General features: G+C 37.3%; 12 protein-coding genes and 1 pseudogene. 9 read left to right on the top strand and 4 right to left on the bottom strand.

Annotated elements, in window-relative coordinates; genetic code table 11:
- The first annotated feature begins 66 nt into the window (after positions 1 to 66).
- The gene (locus tag AC1TO5_RS09720) at positions 67 to 411 is read left to right on the top strand and encodes a PH domain-containing protein (protein WP_482062613.1); all 345 of its coding nucleotides are present in this window, start codon (positions 67 to 69) and stop codon (positions 409 to 411) included.
- A 221-nt stretch (positions 412 to 632) separates the two neighbouring features.
- On the opposite strand, the gene AC1TO5_RS09715 is transcribed toward AC1TO5_RS09720, so the two are convergent.
- From AC1TO5_RS09715 to AC1TO5_RS09705, 3 genes and pseudogenes are all read right to left on the bottom strand, one after another.
- Positions 633 to 809, bottom strand: a complete 177-nt coding sequence (locus AC1TO5_RS09715; protein ID WP_482062612.1) for a hypothetical protein — start codon at positions 807 to 809, stop codon at positions 633 to 635.
- A pseudogene (locus tag AC1TO5_RS09710) lies at positions 810 to 977 on the bottom strand (pirin family protein); the annotation flags it as partial.
- Between the two features lie 520 nt (positions 978 to 1,497).
- On the bottom strand, positions 1,498 to 3,531 hold the full coding sequence (locus AC1TO5_RS09705) for a methyl-accepting chemotaxis protein (RefSeq protein ID WP_482062611.1): 2,034 nt from the start codon (positions 3,529 to 3,531) through the stop codon (positions 1,498 to 1,500).
- A gap of 369 nt (positions 3,532 to 3,900) precedes the next feature.
- Between AC1TO5_RS09705 and AC1TO5_RS09700 the strand changes: the two genes are divergently transcribed.
- Positions 3,901 to 5,424, top strand: a complete 1,524-nt coding sequence (locus AC1TO5_RS09700) for a RidA family protein (protein WP_482062610.1) — start codon at positions 3,901 to 3,903, stop codon at positions 5,422 to 5,424.
- 811 nt (positions 5,425 to 6,235) lie between these two features.
- Entirely contained in the window at positions 6,236 to 6,877 is a 642-nt protein-coding gene (locus AC1TO5_RS09695; RefSeq protein ID WP_482062609.1) for a DcrB/PsbP domain-containing protein, read from the top strand.
- 280 nt (positions 6,878 to 7,157) lie between these two features.
- On the opposite strand, the gene AC1TO5_RS09690 is transcribed toward AC1TO5_RS09695, so the two are convergent.
- Positions 7,158 to 8,723: a histidine kinase N-terminal 7TM domain-containing diguanylate cyclase gene (locus AC1TO5_RS09690; RefSeq protein ID WP_482062608.1), complete on the bottom strand. Its 1,566-nt coding sequence runs from the start codon at positions 8,721 to 8,723 to the stop codon at positions 7,158 to 7,160.
- Positions 8,724 to 10,006: 1,283 nt separating this feature from the next.
- Here AC1TO5_RS09690 and AC1TO5_RS09685 point away from each other — a divergent pair.
- The 6 genes from AC1TO5_RS09685 to AC1TO5_RS09660 all read left to right on the top strand — a co-directional run bounded on the left by AC1TO5_RS09685 (position 10,007) and on the right by AC1TO5_RS09660 (position 15,528).
- Positions 10,007 to 10,375 (top strand): hypothetical protein, encoded by a 369-nt coding sequence (locus tag AC1TO5_RS09685; RefSeq protein ID WP_482062607.1) that lies wholly within the window; start codon positions 10,007 to 10,009, stop codon positions 10,373 to 10,375.
- Between the two features lie 77 nt (positions 10,376 to 10,452).
- Positions 10,453 to 11,103 carry a hypothetical protein gene (locus AC1TO5_RS09680; RefSeq protein WP_482062606.1) on the top strand — a complete coding sequence of 217 codons (651 nt, stop codon included), beginning with the start codon at positions 10,453 to 10,455 and terminating at the stop codon, positions 11,101 to 11,103.
- Positions 11,104 to 11,553: 450 nt separating this feature from the next.
- Positions 11,554 to 12,762, top strand: coding sequence for a LolA family protein (locus tag AC1TO5_RS09675; RefSeq protein WP_482062605.1), 1,209 nt, complete (start codon positions 11,554 to 11,556; stop codon positions 12,760 to 12,762).
- A gap of 433 nt (positions 12,763 to 13,195) precedes the next feature.
- Positions 13,196 to 14,371 carry an alanine racemase gene (gene alr / locus AC1TO5_RS09670; protein WP_482062604.1) on the top strand — a complete coding sequence of 392 codons (1,176 nt, stop codon included), beginning with the start codon at positions 13,196 to 13,198 and terminating at the stop codon, positions 14,369 to 14,371.
- Between the two features lie 521 nt (positions 14,372 to 14,892).
- Positions 14,893 to 15,174 (top strand): CopG family ribbon-helix-helix protein, encoded by a 282-nt coding sequence (locus AC1TO5_RS09665; RefSeq protein ID WP_258200484.1) that lies wholly within the window; start codon positions 14,893 to 14,895, stop codon positions 15,172 to 15,174.
- 3 nt (positions 15,175 to 15,177) lie between these two features.
- Positions 15,178 to 15,528, top strand: a complete 351-nt coding sequence (locus tag AC1TO5_RS09660) for a type II toxin-antitoxin system PemK/MazF family toxin (protein ID WP_213514971.1) — start codon at positions 15,178 to 15,180, stop codon at positions 15,526 to 15,528.
- Positions 15,529 to 15,701 lie beyond the last annotated feature (173 nt).

The raw sequence follows: 15,701 nt of genomic DNA, 5'->3' as shown, positions 1-15,701 counted from the left end.
ATAGATTAAATGAAGTAGAAGCAGAGTGGTGCTTAAAGCTTTATAATGGGGTAAAGGGGCAAACATATGGAGGAATCGTTGTGGAAAGGAAAACCGTTCAATTTCGGCTTTCCTAGCTTCACAAAATATGAAATTACGGAGTCTCGTATTGTCATTGAAAAAGGTGTTTTCACAAAACGCAGAGATGAAATTCGACTGTACCGAGTTAGAGATATTTCTACTAAAAGGAGTTTGTTCGAGCGAATGATAGGCATTGGAGATATTACCGTGTTTTCATCTGACACCAATCATTCGGAGTTTAAGCTGCGTAACATAAAACAATCGAGTCAGGTGGCTGATATGTTAGGGACAGCGGTAGAAAAATCAAGAATTAAGCATCGTTCGCTTGATGTAGCGGGTTTCGTTGAATAAAAAAATATCAATTGCTTTAGACAACTAGAAACACCTTCAGTCATTAATCATGTCGTAAACGATGATTAATGACTGAAGGTGTTCTTTGTTGAGAACAAAACTAATCTGCACGATCTACACGATAATTACACAGGATAGACAGTTTTGTGATCGGCAGAAATCAGGACTTTATTTTCTTATTCAACTAAGCTTACATTTCCTTCTGAGGAATAATACCAGGTCTAAAGATTACCCTCTACATGAAAGATATTTAGCTCATCTTGAAATTTTAATAAAGTGGCTGCGGAATCTTTGTCACTTCTAAATGAAATTTCCCATCCATTAACTACTGTTAATATATCGTACTCCGTAGTTTCATAAAACAGTCTACTGCCAACAGTATGACGAACATATAACATTTAATTCGCACCTCCAGGTAGATCAATTAAGAGGAAAAAGGAATCCTGTTTTGCTCGTAATGACAGTTCGTGAAGGTCTGTAATACGTGCATCATCTCTTCTTAGCAAAGTGATGTCACCATTAAGTGAAACTTCTCCTTCAATAACGAATATATAAATATTTCTTCCTTCTGATTGCTTTAATTGTCCGAATGCAAATTATCTTCATCATAATATGGACCAAATGAAAAACTAAAATTACTTTCTAGTCATCCATTTTCCTTAATAACCATATCAAACAAAAAACATACATCGCAGAATCATGGTGAATGGAGCATTTAGTTATTCACTTACAGTTAGACAGCTTTATAGTACTTTTCAATTCATGTAGAACTATAACTGCCTGTGCAGAAGCAACTGGCATTGAAGACTTTGGAACAAAGAGTTTGGGCTTCGAGGGAACCTTTCTGCTTTAGTCGTTTTTTGCACACGTTATCGCCGCATCGCCACTGGCTGTACTGCAATTGCAACTTTAATTGTTGCTTGCTTTGAAATGCTATTGTACTTTGAAGACATTTTACTCTATGAGAAAGGCTATGCGCTAGAGGCTTATGACTACTCATACTGTGGGACAACGACGAATCATTTAGTTGCTTTATACACAAAAAAAGGACTCCTTTTCTCAAAGGAGTCCTAGACTGATGAATATTTACATTTTGAATTTAAGAATAGATTGTTGGAGTTCCTGAGCCATCTTACTCAAAGCCTCTGCTGATGAAGCCGTTTCAGCCATAGAAGCACTTTGTTCCTCTGTAGCTGCTGCAACATTTTGTGTATTACTTGCAGCTTGTTCAGCGATGTTAGAGATATTCTCAGCGAGTGAAACCATTTCTTGAGAGCTTGTATTTACTTGATTCACAATGGTTGTAACTTCGTGAGTCTCATTGTTTACTCGTCCGATTGAAACAACAATATCATTAAACGTAGAGCCTGTTAATGATACCATCTCAATACCTTCTTCAACAACTACCTTACCTTGAGCCATTGCTTTAACCGCGTTGGCAGATTTATCTTGAACTTGCTGGATTAATGACGTAATATTTCCAGCTGCTGTTGCTGATTGTACAGCAAGCTTTCTCACTTCATCTGCAACAACCGCGAATCCTTTACCATGCTCACCGGCACGTGCTGCTTCAATTGCAGCATTTAATGCAAGTAGGTTTGTCTGTGTTGCAATATCTGAAATCAACTTGACGATATTACCAATTTCATTCGTACGGCTGCCTAACTCATCTATGATTACAGATATAGAAGAAACGGTCTCGTTAATTGTATTCATTTGCTCCACAGTTTTTTCTACCACGGTATTACCTTGTGTTGCTTTTTGATTCATTGTTGAAGCAAGGTCAGAGACGTGTTGGATAGAGTCGGCTGCTTGATCCATACCAAGAGAAATATCTGTAATTGCTTTCGTAAAATCACTAGCACTATTTACTTGTTGCTCCCCGCCAATTGCAATTTCTTGCATAGCACGAGAGATATGTTCAGCAGTACGCTGCGTTTCCTCAGAGCTGATAGATAGCTGATTAGAGGTCGCTGCGACTAGCTCTGAATTTGTACCTACCTGACTAATAATCGTGCGTAGATTATCAGACATTTTGTTGATGGAATTAGACAAAAATCCAATTTCATCCTTAGACGTGAAATGGATGGTATTCGTTAAATCGCCCTCTGCAATACGATCAGTTACAGCTACTAACTTACGAAGTGGTAAAGTAATGGATCGAATAATGAAAACGACAATTATTGTGCTAACAATTATTGCAACGATTAACACAAAAATCATTGTATATAGTGTACCTCTACTTGCAGCTTCAATTTCGCTTATATCGATACTACCGACAATGGTCCAACCTGTATAAGGATTTTTAATCGTAATTGCTTTTTTCTTAATACCTTCTATAGAAATATAATCGATAATTTGAGTTTCTTGACCATTTAATTGCTGGATATATGGATCCTGAACCTCACTACCAATTTCAAGACTAGGATGTGTTAAATATTTATGTGTAGTATCTAAAATCGTTACGTATCCATTTTCACCGATTTTAATGGCGTTAACATCATTGGCGAGATTAGTTAGGCTTAGTACGACACTAACAACACCACTTTCATCAGCTACGGCTTTAGATGGAACAACGATAACTTTACCATCCTGTGAAACGATAGGACTATTAATTAGAACTTCACCTTTGTTAGCCAATGCATCTTTGTACCAGCCACGTTCACGTGGATCAAAGCCATCGGCGAAGGTTTGTTGGGGTGAGTTAAGCAGTATTCCTTCAGTTGTAGCGAATTGTACATGATCATATTCGTTCTTTACTGCCTTAATTGGATCAAAGATTTGATGCAGCATAGGACTTTCCCAGCCAGATACCATATCACCTGTTACAGTGTCAGATAAGTAATTCAAATCAGATATGCTGGCCTCGATTAGAGAATTTAACTCTCTATTGACGTTACTAATTTCTTTTTCCGTATGGGTAATGATTAAGCTAGACATGTCTTCTTTTGCAGTGAGATATGAAAATAATCCAAGTATGATGAGTGGAATAATTAAAATACCTAAAAATGAGACATATAGTTTATTTCTAATCGTTAAGGAATTGCTGAAGAACGATGTATTCCTTATAGAACTTAAAAATGAGCCCTTTTTCTTGCTTGAACTTAAATTTTTTTTCAATGTGATATCCTCCTGATTTCTATGGTGTTCATTTGGTTTGCGCTATGGAATTAGTATCTAATTCTCTAGCCTCATCTTGATATGTATAAATTAATGGTCATCGATGAGTTTTGATGAATAAAAAGTATTAATAGTAGGTATTAAGTTTGAATTGTCAATCCAACTTTTGGAGTGTATTTCATTTGTCATAATAAATCAATGAAAAAACTGTGATCTTATCATATTTAATGATAATTATAGTATGATTATGGAAATATAAATGGAAATATTGTGAATATATTCGTATTAACATTGACTTATTACTTGTCTATCATTAAATTTATCAAATGTCACAAAAATAATGTAATAGTTTAGGGAGAGAATGTGTAAATGAAGAAAAAGACAAGCACGATGTTAAAACGTGTATTAACAGGAGCATTAGCTATCCAACTTTTAGTGGCTGGCACTGCAACATCATTGGTGACTGCCCAAGAAGGTGTTCCTTACTCTAATACAGGAGTAAAAACCCTTTATCCTGAAGGTGCAATTACCCCAACTGGTACTTGGAATTTAGGTACTCGTGCAGGTGATTTTGTGAATGTTGCGGGTATGCGGGGAATTGATCCAGCGACGAACCAACTTGTAGTTGGAGATTATGAGCGAATAATGCAAGCATTCCTTAATATGCAGCTAATCGCTGAATCTGAAGGCGCCACTCTTCAAGACGCAACACGTCTTATTGTTTATGTTACAGACATGTATCGCTTTCGTCCGCTAATTAATCAAGTTCAAGAAGAGCTATGGGGAGCAGGTCCTTACCCTCCACGTTCCATTGTAGAGGTTGATCGTATGAATCAAGATGATATTTTTGAGGTTGAAGGTACATTCTACGCCCCTATTAATAGTGAAAATGTAGTTGATAAAGAGGAAAAAGAAAAGCCAGGTAAAGGAAATAAATCTCCAAAAGACCCTAAAGGTCCAAAAGGCCCTAAGCATAAAAATGAGTCTAACGGAAAGTCTAACCCAAATAATAAGCAAGCAGTAGCAGAAGATGATAATTATGAAGCGATCGAAGCATCTACAGAGAACGTTTCACCGAATGGTGTTATTACGTTGTTCCCTGAAGGAGCTATTACACCTACTGGTACTTGGAATGTGGGCACACGTGCTGGAGATATGGTTTATGTAGCAGGTATGCGTGGTATTGATCCAGAAACGAATCAGCTTGTAGATGGAGATTATGAGCGAATAAAGCAAGCCTTCCTAAACATGCAGCTAATCGCAGAGTCTGAAGGAGCTTCTCTTCAGGATGCGACTCGTATCGTGGTTTATTTGACTGATATGTTCAGATATCGTCCGCTAGTGAATCAGGTTCAGCAAGAGCTATGGGGAGATGGTCCATATCCTCCACGTACGATTGTAGAGGTTGATCGTCTAAACCAAGATGATATTTTTGAGGTAGAAGGTACGTTCTATGCACCAGAAGATGGTGAGTTAATCGTTACTGATGATCCGAATGTTTCACCAAATGGAGTTAGAACAATATTCCCTGAAGGGGCTATTACAACAACAGGTACTTGGAATCTTGCAACTGTAGCAGATGATCACCTATATGTAGCAGGTATGCGTGGTATTGATCCAGCAACAAATCAGCTAGTACAAGGTGATTATGAGCGCATTAAGCAGGCCTTCCTAAACATGCAGCTGATTGCTGAATCAGAAGGTGCTACATTACAAGATACAACTCGTATTATTGTTTACTTAACAGATATGAATCGTTATCGTCCACTAGTGAATCAGGTTCAACAAGAGCTATGGGGAGATGGTCCATATCCTCCACGTACAATCGTAGAGGTTGATCGTCTAAATCAAGATGATATTTTTGAAGTTGAAGGTAATTTCTTCTTGAATTAAGTTGGAGTGAAAATGTCATATCTTAAGTATGTATAATTAGATACTTATGCCGTGAAAACATCTTCAAGCTGGAATTCTAACAAAGAATTTTAGTTTGAAGATGTTTTATTTTATATTGCTTTAATTTACTTCAATTTAACTCTATGCGGTTAATGATATTGGTTTGCAACGGGTCCTTACCTGATAATTGATATACAAAACCTTTATAAGAATGGATATATAAGAATCACCTACATACACTCCCAAACCCTTCATATGCTACATTTCACCACCTACATGTATCACTACTTGCAGGAAAAGCAATCCTTACCACGATTAAGAGAAACTACGAGTGATCGTCGTAAATCAATGAACTCAGGGATCTAAGAAATGAAGATAACTTTCAGAGAGTAGCCTTTACTACCGAGACCAAACCTATCCACTGGCAAATCTGTGAAACCAATTCCGAAAATACAATTTCGCGCAGCCCATCTCTTTGTTGAATTTGAGCATGTAAGAATAATTTTAGGTAGGCGAGGGTCGTGCTACTACCATATCTATTGTAAAGGAATGTTATGAGTTAGTTTTGATTAAATTGAAAATTATGGATTATTAACATAGCATAAATGCAACACTAGTGGCAACGCATCTATTAAATGATTAGTATTAGACTAATGACCCGAATATAAAATAGTGCAAAAGTAATAATTTGTATGTATTCCTTGAAAAGTATTAAATTCAACTTATGATTTGTCGATATCATAAGTTGAGGATTTAATCCTTACATCCCAGCTGGATGGAAATAAAAGATAGAGACGTGGAGGAAATTATTATGAAAAAGCTGTTTGTTATCGTTTTTACCGCATTTGCACTCATTGTTACAGGATGCTCCCAAAACAAAAGTGATTCAGCGAATGAACCTACACCTATTGAAGTTGTGGCTGACACAGAGGTCTCTCCTACGCCGGAAACCTCGGCAGAAGAAACTGCGACACCTGAAGGAGCAATCGCGCTCAAAGAGCAAAGCGTTATGTCTGGCCTTGCTACGATCAGTATTCCTGAACAATTCATCATCATGTCCGATGAGATGAAACAAGTCAAATATCCTTCCGGAAACGCTCCGAAAGAGGTCTATACGAATGAAGAAGGCACCATTAACGTTGCTTTGAGCGAGACTGGCAGTCCGATGAACGAGGAAGACCTTGAAGCACTTAAAGAAGAGATGGTCGCAATGTATCAACCCGTTGCAACAGAGTGGATGGAGGATGGCATTGTTGAAATGAATGGTAAGAAAGCAGGGTATCTCTCTTTTGTAGTTGAAGTTGAAGGAGATAATGCTAGTATTTACAATTCTATGCTATTTACCGTTGTTGACGGCGAGTTGGTCTTAGTTAGCTTCAACTGCTTACAGGAGCAATTAGAAGAATGGAAGACAACAAGCGAAGAGATCATTCAATCTTTCAAAATTTCTTAATTTACAATGAATGGGCGCAGTTTATAAAGTAGATTTGGTAGTGTCCGCTTAAAGTTAGAGTGTTTATTATGTAGCTAATCGGCTGGCAAGATTTCGGTATTTTACTGGACTCTTGTCAGCTAATTTTTGTTTAATCCGTTCATTGTCAATTATGCTCTCACCCATGATTGGTGATCATGCGATCCTTGATCTGAATCTATACATGTATAGAAGAAAGTAATCTTACCAGCTCGTCAACTTTGTCCGCATAGCTGCTTTTAACCACTGAAATTTTGCTGTACTATTCCACAAATTCGTACTTTTCAGTAAAAACTTTTACTTGATTTCGACCAGCTCTTTTGGCAGCATACAGTGCTTCATCAGCTTTTTGAATAAGCTGATAGATTGATTCATCCATAGCTCCTGTCGTTACGGATACTCCAAAACTGGAGGTAACTGATACAACTCGTTTATTTTCAACTAGAGGATTGTGTTCAATGCAAAATCTAAGGTGATTAGCGAAGTTTTCCCCTTCAACTAATGTATATCCAGCTATAGCGAGTACGAATTCTTCACCACCATATCTAGCAAATAGCATATCTTCTCCAAGCTCAGCCTTACATATTTGAGCCACATGTACTAGTATTTGATCTCCGGTTTGATGTCCAAAAGTGTCGTTCACTTTTTTGAAAAAATCAATATCAAATAGAATAAGCGTATACGATGACAGATTACCCTTTACTTTCATTAAGTCTTGCTCACTTTGTTGGAAAAAGGCACGACGATTGTATATTTGCGTAAGCTCATCATAATAGGCTTGTTGCTCTAACTTTTGTTGTAATGTATGTAGCTCTGTTATATCCGTAAATATAATTAGTAAGCCAGAGTTATTATTTGATTGCTGAAGCATAGAAATACGTAGCTGATAAATATAATTAGCTTGATGAATCGTAACATTCAATTTATCTGATATCGTATCTAATTGAACAGGGAATGATTGATCCGTTAGCATATACCAAACGTGATCAAATGGCTGCCCTAACGTTGATCGATCCAATGCAGTAAACATATTTTTACAAGCATGATTATATTCGATTAATTGATAGCTATCATTAAGCACAATTACACCATCATTCATACTATTAAAGATTGTTTCCTTAGCAACTGGCATAATTGATAACATTCGAGAGCTAGTAATAGACCAAAGGTACAAAACAGAAGAAAACCAAATAACCATTGGTACAGGATCGATACCATCGGGTGTCACTCCTATGAATAATAAAAATGCAGTCACTACTGGAAGCAATTGACCACAGATGAGGGCAAATAATTGAGGTTTATATGTACTAACTGTTTCCTTCCAACGTGAAAGTAGTAATAAGAACGCAGCTAACATACAGCTAAAAATGTAAATATTATGTACAACAAACCATACCCCATATTCAATCTCACTATATGGAGCCCCAAGAACCGAATGGATATCATATAATCTATAGTAAAAATGATGGAGTTCATTTGTTACATTGATGAGTAAAGTAAGACAAGGCATGATAAGTAAAACGATTATTCTTTTTTTTGTTAATTTAAATCCTAAATATTGCATAACAAACAATAATCCTAATGGAGGGAAAAATGGCAGCCCAACATACTGTACAACATTCCAAAATCTAAGCTGTTCTAACGAAGTGGATGTTAAGCTAAAGGCATAGCCAAAGCAATAAATCATTGAAGTTAATGTATTCCACATGAACAATTTAGCGATATTTGTATAATGATGTCTCTTCCAAAAAGTATAGACTAGTATAGACAAATTCAATACACCCGAAGTGCAAACTAATGTTATATATGCCTCTAGCTTCGATACCAATAGTTTTACCCTCTTTCAAATATTATGTCTTTATCATATTAACATGTAAAATGTCTATATCATATTAACATGATTAAAAAAGCTTATTATTATATTCATAGTATAAATTACTTTCAACAACTACATATATACAATGTAGCAAAAAAAATTAGCCAAGCTCACAACCAGTCCGCATAGCTGTTTTTAACCACTGAACCCCCACCGTCACGCAGTCAAACCCACTCTAGTCGGTCGCCTCGGCTAACTCTTCAGTTTGCAGGTCGTTTGCACTTGGAGCAACTAAGGCTAGGGGTTCACTACACCATTCGTCTGCTCCGTCCGTTTCAGTCCACCCCCTCAGCCCCTTCAAACTCAGCGACTACAGAGGCATATAGCACATGAGAAACACTCGAAAAAGCGTCTACAGCATTACAGCATAAAACGCATAAGCACATACACATATCTCTGTATAGGTGGGAACGAGCTTGCATAAAAAGCATAAAATACATAAACAAAAAAGAAATATCTTTATTTTTTTAGGTGGGGTTGTTTCTTTGGGGATAGCGTTTGAACTTAAAAGGTTTATGATTTTTATGCTGAATCGACGGGAGCGGAACTGAGGTTTAAGAAAAGCCCTATGCAAGCTTATGTTGCTTATGCAACTTCGGTGGGAGCTACTTCGGGACGCTGTAGTAAGGGCGAGTGTACTGTGTAGTGGCTGTAGTTGACTTGCAAAAGGGGCTGACCAAGACCGAAAGCTAGATACCAAGACTGGAAGCAAAAGCTGAGTGTGAAATCTGGAAACACTTTCAAGTGAAGGCTATCGTGTACTACACCAGCGTTGGCTGTACGACAAAAACGCAACTAGCCATTACACCGCTGTGCCACGCTTGTAGAAAGTATCATGCGGAGTATCCAACCCTAAAGTAGCAACCTTAGCGATAAAAGGGGTAGCGTTTCTACTAGCGACCTGCTTTTCGATAACATCGAAGGCTTTTCTGTGTACACTTTAGCTACGTTCATACTGGAGAAGTGCCTTTGGAATAAGGAAACTATCTTTTGAGGTCTCGCTGTGTACTGCTTAACTACAGAAGGATGTCAAGCGTGAGGGCTTTCACTAGAACAGAAATTGTACCTTACCGTAATTGCGGAGTATTTAACTCTCTACCTCATTGTGTTTTCTGATAAGGGGAAGAGTGGTCCACTTATTTGTAATAATTGCAATAAATATAAAAAAATGGTTTAAGATATCTTTTGTGTATGTTATAGTTTTTTTGAGAGAACTTGAGAATAGGAGGGGTAACATGGCATTTGGTATTTTACCAATTCCAGAAAAAATAAAACAGAATATTAACCAGGTTACAAAGGCTGTTACAAATACAGTTAATAATGCTAAAAGTGATATTACGGCTACAGTGAAAAATCTTGCCGTTGACCCTTTTAAGAAAGCATTAAAAGATACTGGTATTACTGGTTCAGCAATTGGTTTTGGCACTTCTATGGCAGAATCGAATAAAAATAATGTACCTCTCGGTAAAGCTGTAGTGAAAAATGTTACCTCGGCTCTCAAAGGTGGAGCAATTGAGGTAGCAGTACGAACAGGATATAACATGATTGAAAGCTACTATTCTCCCAATGGTGCTCAGCAAAAGTATATAACTGGTCAACAATAAATCCACATAACTTGAGATAATAGTCAGTAAATTAAAAAACATATCTCAAGTTCTCTTAATATTCGGAGGAATTAATTTTGGAAAAAGAATTTATATACAATAACGAAGAAATGCCGATACATAAAGTTGAATTACTTGTTAATGAATCGAGAACTGAACTTACTCCTATTAATGATGGAGAATGGAGATGTATTGAACAAATATCGTCCCCTTTCGAAAAATTCTTCTACATTATTAATGATTTTTTTGTGATCCCAGATGATTCCCAGCAGTTTGTTATTGATAATGATACTATTACATCAATATGCAAACAAAATATATTTAATAATGAAATTGTTATAAAAGATCTGTTTTGTTGTTTCGATATTGAGTTTAATGCTGAACAGAACAAATATCTACCTCGTCAAAGAACCAGCGTCATTAACGATCTTCGAGAAGTATTTTATGTTTGGTGTGACTTTTCAAATGTAAAATATGATTTTATTCTTACTTTAGAGATATACAATAAAGAGAGTATTTTTGATATGATAAACGTGATTATAAAAAAGTCGAGTCTTGATAAACGTTATGATAGATCATTTTTCTGTTGTATATCATCAAGTTACTTTAATAAAGCTGATACTTGGAAAATCAGGGCTAGAGTTACTTATACAAATACAAAGGATATTACTATAAAGTTTAATAAAATTACAACACAGACGTATTCGAATCAGTTATACACTAAGTAAATCAGTATTTGACATTAGATGGAGATGACAAGCTGTGAAAGAGATTGATAAGAATAAAGTTATTAAGCATTCTTTGTGCATTGTTTTTTCGGTATTAATAGGTTTATATAAAGTAACTCAGCAAACAGGTGCTCATTTTTGGTATGGTATCATATTTTTGAGTCTAGGAGTTGTGCTTTGTATTGACTTATTCGTTCATATCCTGAGGAGTTTACGTAAAAAGTAAGCATATAAGACATGTCATTAAAATAATATTATATTCCATCATATTGAGTCTGCCCTTGTGGTGGGCTTTCTTTGTGTATACAGATGATGCGTTGATATAGTTGCAGGCATAACAGCCCTTTAAAAATAATCTTACCAGCTCGTCAACTTTGTCCGCATAAATGTCCAAGTCCCCACATAGTATGTATAAGCCAGTTAAAAAACAAGGTGTGAGGGGATGATTTCATGCGTCGTATGACATGGATCGCGGCAATTATACTAAGTATGGTACTAGTGTTATCTGCATGCGGGACGAAAGATGCCGAATCCGTGGTAAAGGATTTGGACAAATTTTTGAATAGTATGGAAGGTTACAGTGGCACAGGCACGATGACCTTACATAATGGTCAGCAACCGCAAGTGTATCAGGTGGAAGTTTCTTATGCCAAACCAGAGGCTTACCGCATTAAGCTGACAAATGCAGACAAAGATATTACGCAAATCGTGCTTCGCAATGATGAAGGTGTGTTCGTATTAACGCCAAAGCAAAACAAAGTTTTCCGCTTCCAAAGTGATTGGCCGCAAAAAAATGGCCAAGTATATTTGTACCAAACATTAGTACAAAGTATTCTACTTGATGGTTCCCGTCAATTTACAACGACAGATGATGCTTATGTATTTGATGTTATGGCGAAATACAACAGTACATCACTTGCAAGACAAAAGATTTGGTTAAGCCAAGATGATTATAAACCGATGCAAGTAGAAGTTAGCGACACGAACGCGACTGTACTTGTAGACGTGAAATTTGATACATTCGAGTTCAATCCGACGTTTACTGAAGGATTCTTCAAGACAGAATCTAATATGCAGGCACAATCTGGCGATGTAACTGAGCAACAACCAACAACGGTTGATCCAAATAAAGATGATGTAGACACACTTGCTCCTGGTGATGATGGCGTAGGAGTTGAGACAGGTAATGTGGACGGTGACACTAGTACTGATCCAAAAACTGGAGCTCCTACTGAACAATCTACAACGGGTGAGGAAGGTCATGGCACAGATTTGAGCGAGGATGACGATGCAACGAGTATCGCACCAACAACTCCACAATCATTTACGGTTATGGGACCCACACACACACCATTAGGTGTTAACGAGAAGGATATGACAGATATTGAGTACGCTGGCAATCAAGGTGTGATGACACGCTTTGCAGGTACCTATAATTACACATTGATTCAAACGGAAGCGAAAGATATGGCAACAACATTAGTCCCAGGAGATTTCGTTGATCTAGGCTTCACGATAGCTCAGCTTACATCTGGTGATAATGTGCATACATTATCTTGGACGTACTTTGGTAATCAATACCGTCTAAGTAGTGCGGATCTACCAGAAGTTGAAATGATTAAAGTTGCGCAATCCGTTCTTGCTGAAGTATCCAAATAAAGTAGATAAAGCTAGCTTAAAGATCGAAGTATATCTTCGATTCAATGAGCTAGCTTTTTGCTATATAATGAAGAAAGACGCTTATATCGTATCAAAATCATAGTGAGGTTCAACCGCACAGATTAACATTGACACGTTACATGACTAGGGGTAACATATCAACTATTAGTGCCGATTAAACATCCTGCATTACTACGTTATCAAAGCCCGTTTTTTGAACATCCTCATAAAATGAAAGTTCAAAAATCGGGCTTTCAGAATCGAGAAGATGGAGTGTTACTTGAGAAAGGCGGAAGCGCAAGTGTACGTTATTGGTACACGCGAACCGTACTTTCCAAGTTCACTTCATATTCGATGTCGAGTATGCTACGTTAGCATACCCATCGTTATCAAAGTCCGTTTTTTGAACATCCTCTAAAGGTAGGTGGAGTAATTGAGTGCGTTTTATCGTCCTACATGGGCCGACATATCATTAGATGCGTTGCATCATAATATAGAAGCAGTAAAATCACAATTAAAAGAAGGTACACGATTATTAGCATCAGTTAAAGCGAATGCTTATGGCCATGGTCTAGTAGAAATTTCAAGAGCAGTTGAACGCTATGGCGTCGATTATTTGGGAGTTGCCTTTCTTGATGAAGCGTTGCAGCTGCGTAAGGAAGGGATTCAATTACCGATTCTTGTGCTTGGCTTTGTAGCTCCAGAGCATTTGTCATTAGCAAGGGAGCAGAATGTGACAATTGCTTTATATCGGGAGGATCAACTTCAAGCCGCTCAAGCTATGGAGGCAATAGCTGGCAAGCGATTGAAGGTTCATGTGAAAATCGATACGGGCATGGGTAGACTTGGCATATTGGGATATGAGGAAGCAATCTCATTTATCGAGCAGGCGATGGCTATTTCAACTATTCAAGTAGAAGGGATTTTCACACATTATTCCAAAGCGGATGAAGCGGATAAATCTTATACTTCACTTCAATATGATCGTTTTCATGCGATTGAAAGCCATGTTAGAGATGAAGGCTGGGATATACCGATTATTCATGCTGCCAATAGTGCTGGGGGAATGGACACTCCACAGTGGGCTGGCAATATGGTTCGTCTAGGAATAGCGATGTACGGCATGTATCCGTCAGAGGAAGTGAATAAGGATCATATCGCATTGAAGCCAGTGCTTAGCTTAAAGACTAAAATTGTATATGTTAAGGAAGCTCCAGCCGATTGGGGAATTAGTTACGGCGCACGATATGTAACGGATGAGCCAGAGTGGATAGGAACATTGCCAATTGGTTATGCAGATGGCTACAGTCGCATGCTGTCTGGTAAAGTAGAAGTATTATTACAAGGTGAACGGATTGCTGTTCTAGGTGCAATTTGCATGGATCAATGTATGGTGTCGCTAGATAAGTTAAAAGCATATCCGCTTGAATCGTTGCTTGATCAAGAGGTTGTCCTTATTGGTCAGCAAGGCGAGCATACGATTTCGACTGAACAGATCGCTGCATTATTAGGCACGATTAATTATGAATTGACTTGTATGATTGCAAGTCGTGTACCGCGTCGTTATATCGAACAAGGTCAAGTGATTGCAGTATCTAATGGTATATAATCAATCGGAGTCCGCTCCAAGAACTAATCACTGTTCCAATCGCCGTTGTCCTCGGATTTATTGTAAAGGGAATAGTGGTATAAATCCGAGGACAAAAACGAACGCTATCGCTTTTTCACTAGTGATTAGTTCTTTCCACTATGCAAGTGGAGCAAATAAGTGAAAAGTACCTTTGTTAGCTCCGAAACTTGATAGATGATGCATCTTAAAAAGTTGCATTTTCCGTAATTAGTGAAATTGGATGATTTTATCAATAATAATCTATAGCTTATAGGCACCATTGTAGTGTAATATGAGAGTACTATGGAAAAATAAATCAATAATATATGTAAAGAGGAAAAATTTACATGTAGTTTTTAAGCAAACATAATGGGTAAAGTATTATCCCGATCCTTTCCATATATCGTTGGATATAGCATACTTGATATATTCATTACATATATATGATCAAGTATAGAAAAGTTATATTTATGTCATAATGTGTAGTAAAGTGTTGGAAAAGTTTTGGAGGTGCGAATTCTGTGGCCAATATTCATAATACAAAGCGGATAATGATCAGTTTGCCCGATCAATTGTTAGAAGAAGTTGATGGAATTGTCGCAACTGAAAAATCAAATCGCAGCGAGTTCATTCGCCAAGCAATGAAGCTGTATTTGATCGAGCGCAAAAAGAGACAAATACGTGAGAAGATGCAGCGTGGCTATATGGAAATGGCAAGAATTAACTTGAATATTGCTTCAGAAGCTTTTCAAGCGGAGGAAGAAGCAGACCATACTTTGGGTCGTCTTGTTAGTGGGGTGTAGAGATTGATCGTAAAACGCGGAGATGTGTTTTTTGCTGATTTGTCACCAGTTGTTGGCTCTGAGCAAGGTGGAGTTAGACCTGTTCTAGTTATACAAAATGATATTGGTAATCGCTTTAGCCCTACAGTTATTGTTGCGGCTATTACTGCACAGATTCAAAAAGCAAAATTACCTACTCATGTTGAGATGGATGCTGAAAAACATGGGTTCGATCGTGATTCAGTTGTTCTTCTTGAACAAATTCGCACGATTGACAAACAACGACTAACGGATAAAATTACACATTTAGATGATGAGACGATGCGCAAGGTTGATGATGCATTATTAATAAGTGTAGGATTAATTGATTTTTAGAATAGACATATTAAGGGAAATTAGTTATAATGAAAATAAAACCTGATACAAATATGTGAAGAACGCATACCTATCTATCGATACCGATAGTGGCATGCGTTCTTTTTTGTTATGTACAGGTGGGTGTATGCTTCCGATGTACTTTTTGTATACGAGAGGTTCATCAAGATGTA

This window comes from Paenibacillus sp. Y930, assembly GCF_056786375.1.
This window is presented reverse-complemented; position numbering and strand designations above follow the sequence as displayed.

Bases quoted from the DNA above. Each gene is read 5' to 3' on its own strand.
- AC1TO5_RS09715 (WP_482062612.1), bottom strand. From the start codon at position 809: ATGTTATATGTTCGTCATACTGTTGGCAGTAGACTGTTTTATGAAACT.
- AC1TO5_RS09695 (WP_482062609.1), top strand. From the start codon at position 6,236: ATGAAAAAGCTGTTTGTTATCGTTTTTACCGCATTTGCACTCATTGTT.
- AC1TO5_RS09685 (WP_482062607.1), top strand. From the start codon at position 10,007: ATGGCATTTGGTATTTTACCAATTCCAGAAAAAATAAAACAGAATATT.
- AC1TO5_RS09720 (WP_482062613.1), top strand. From the start codon at position 67: ATGGAGGAATCGTTGTGGAAAGGAAAACCGTTCAATTTCGGCTTTCCT.
- AC1TO5_RS09700 (WP_482062610.1), top strand. From the start codon at position 3,901: ATGAAGAAAAAGACAAGCACGATGTTAAAACGTGTATTAACAGGAGCA.
- AC1TO5_RS09675 (WP_482062605.1), top strand. From the start codon at position 11,554: ATGCGTCGTATGACATGGATCGCGGCAATTATACTAAGTATGGTACTA.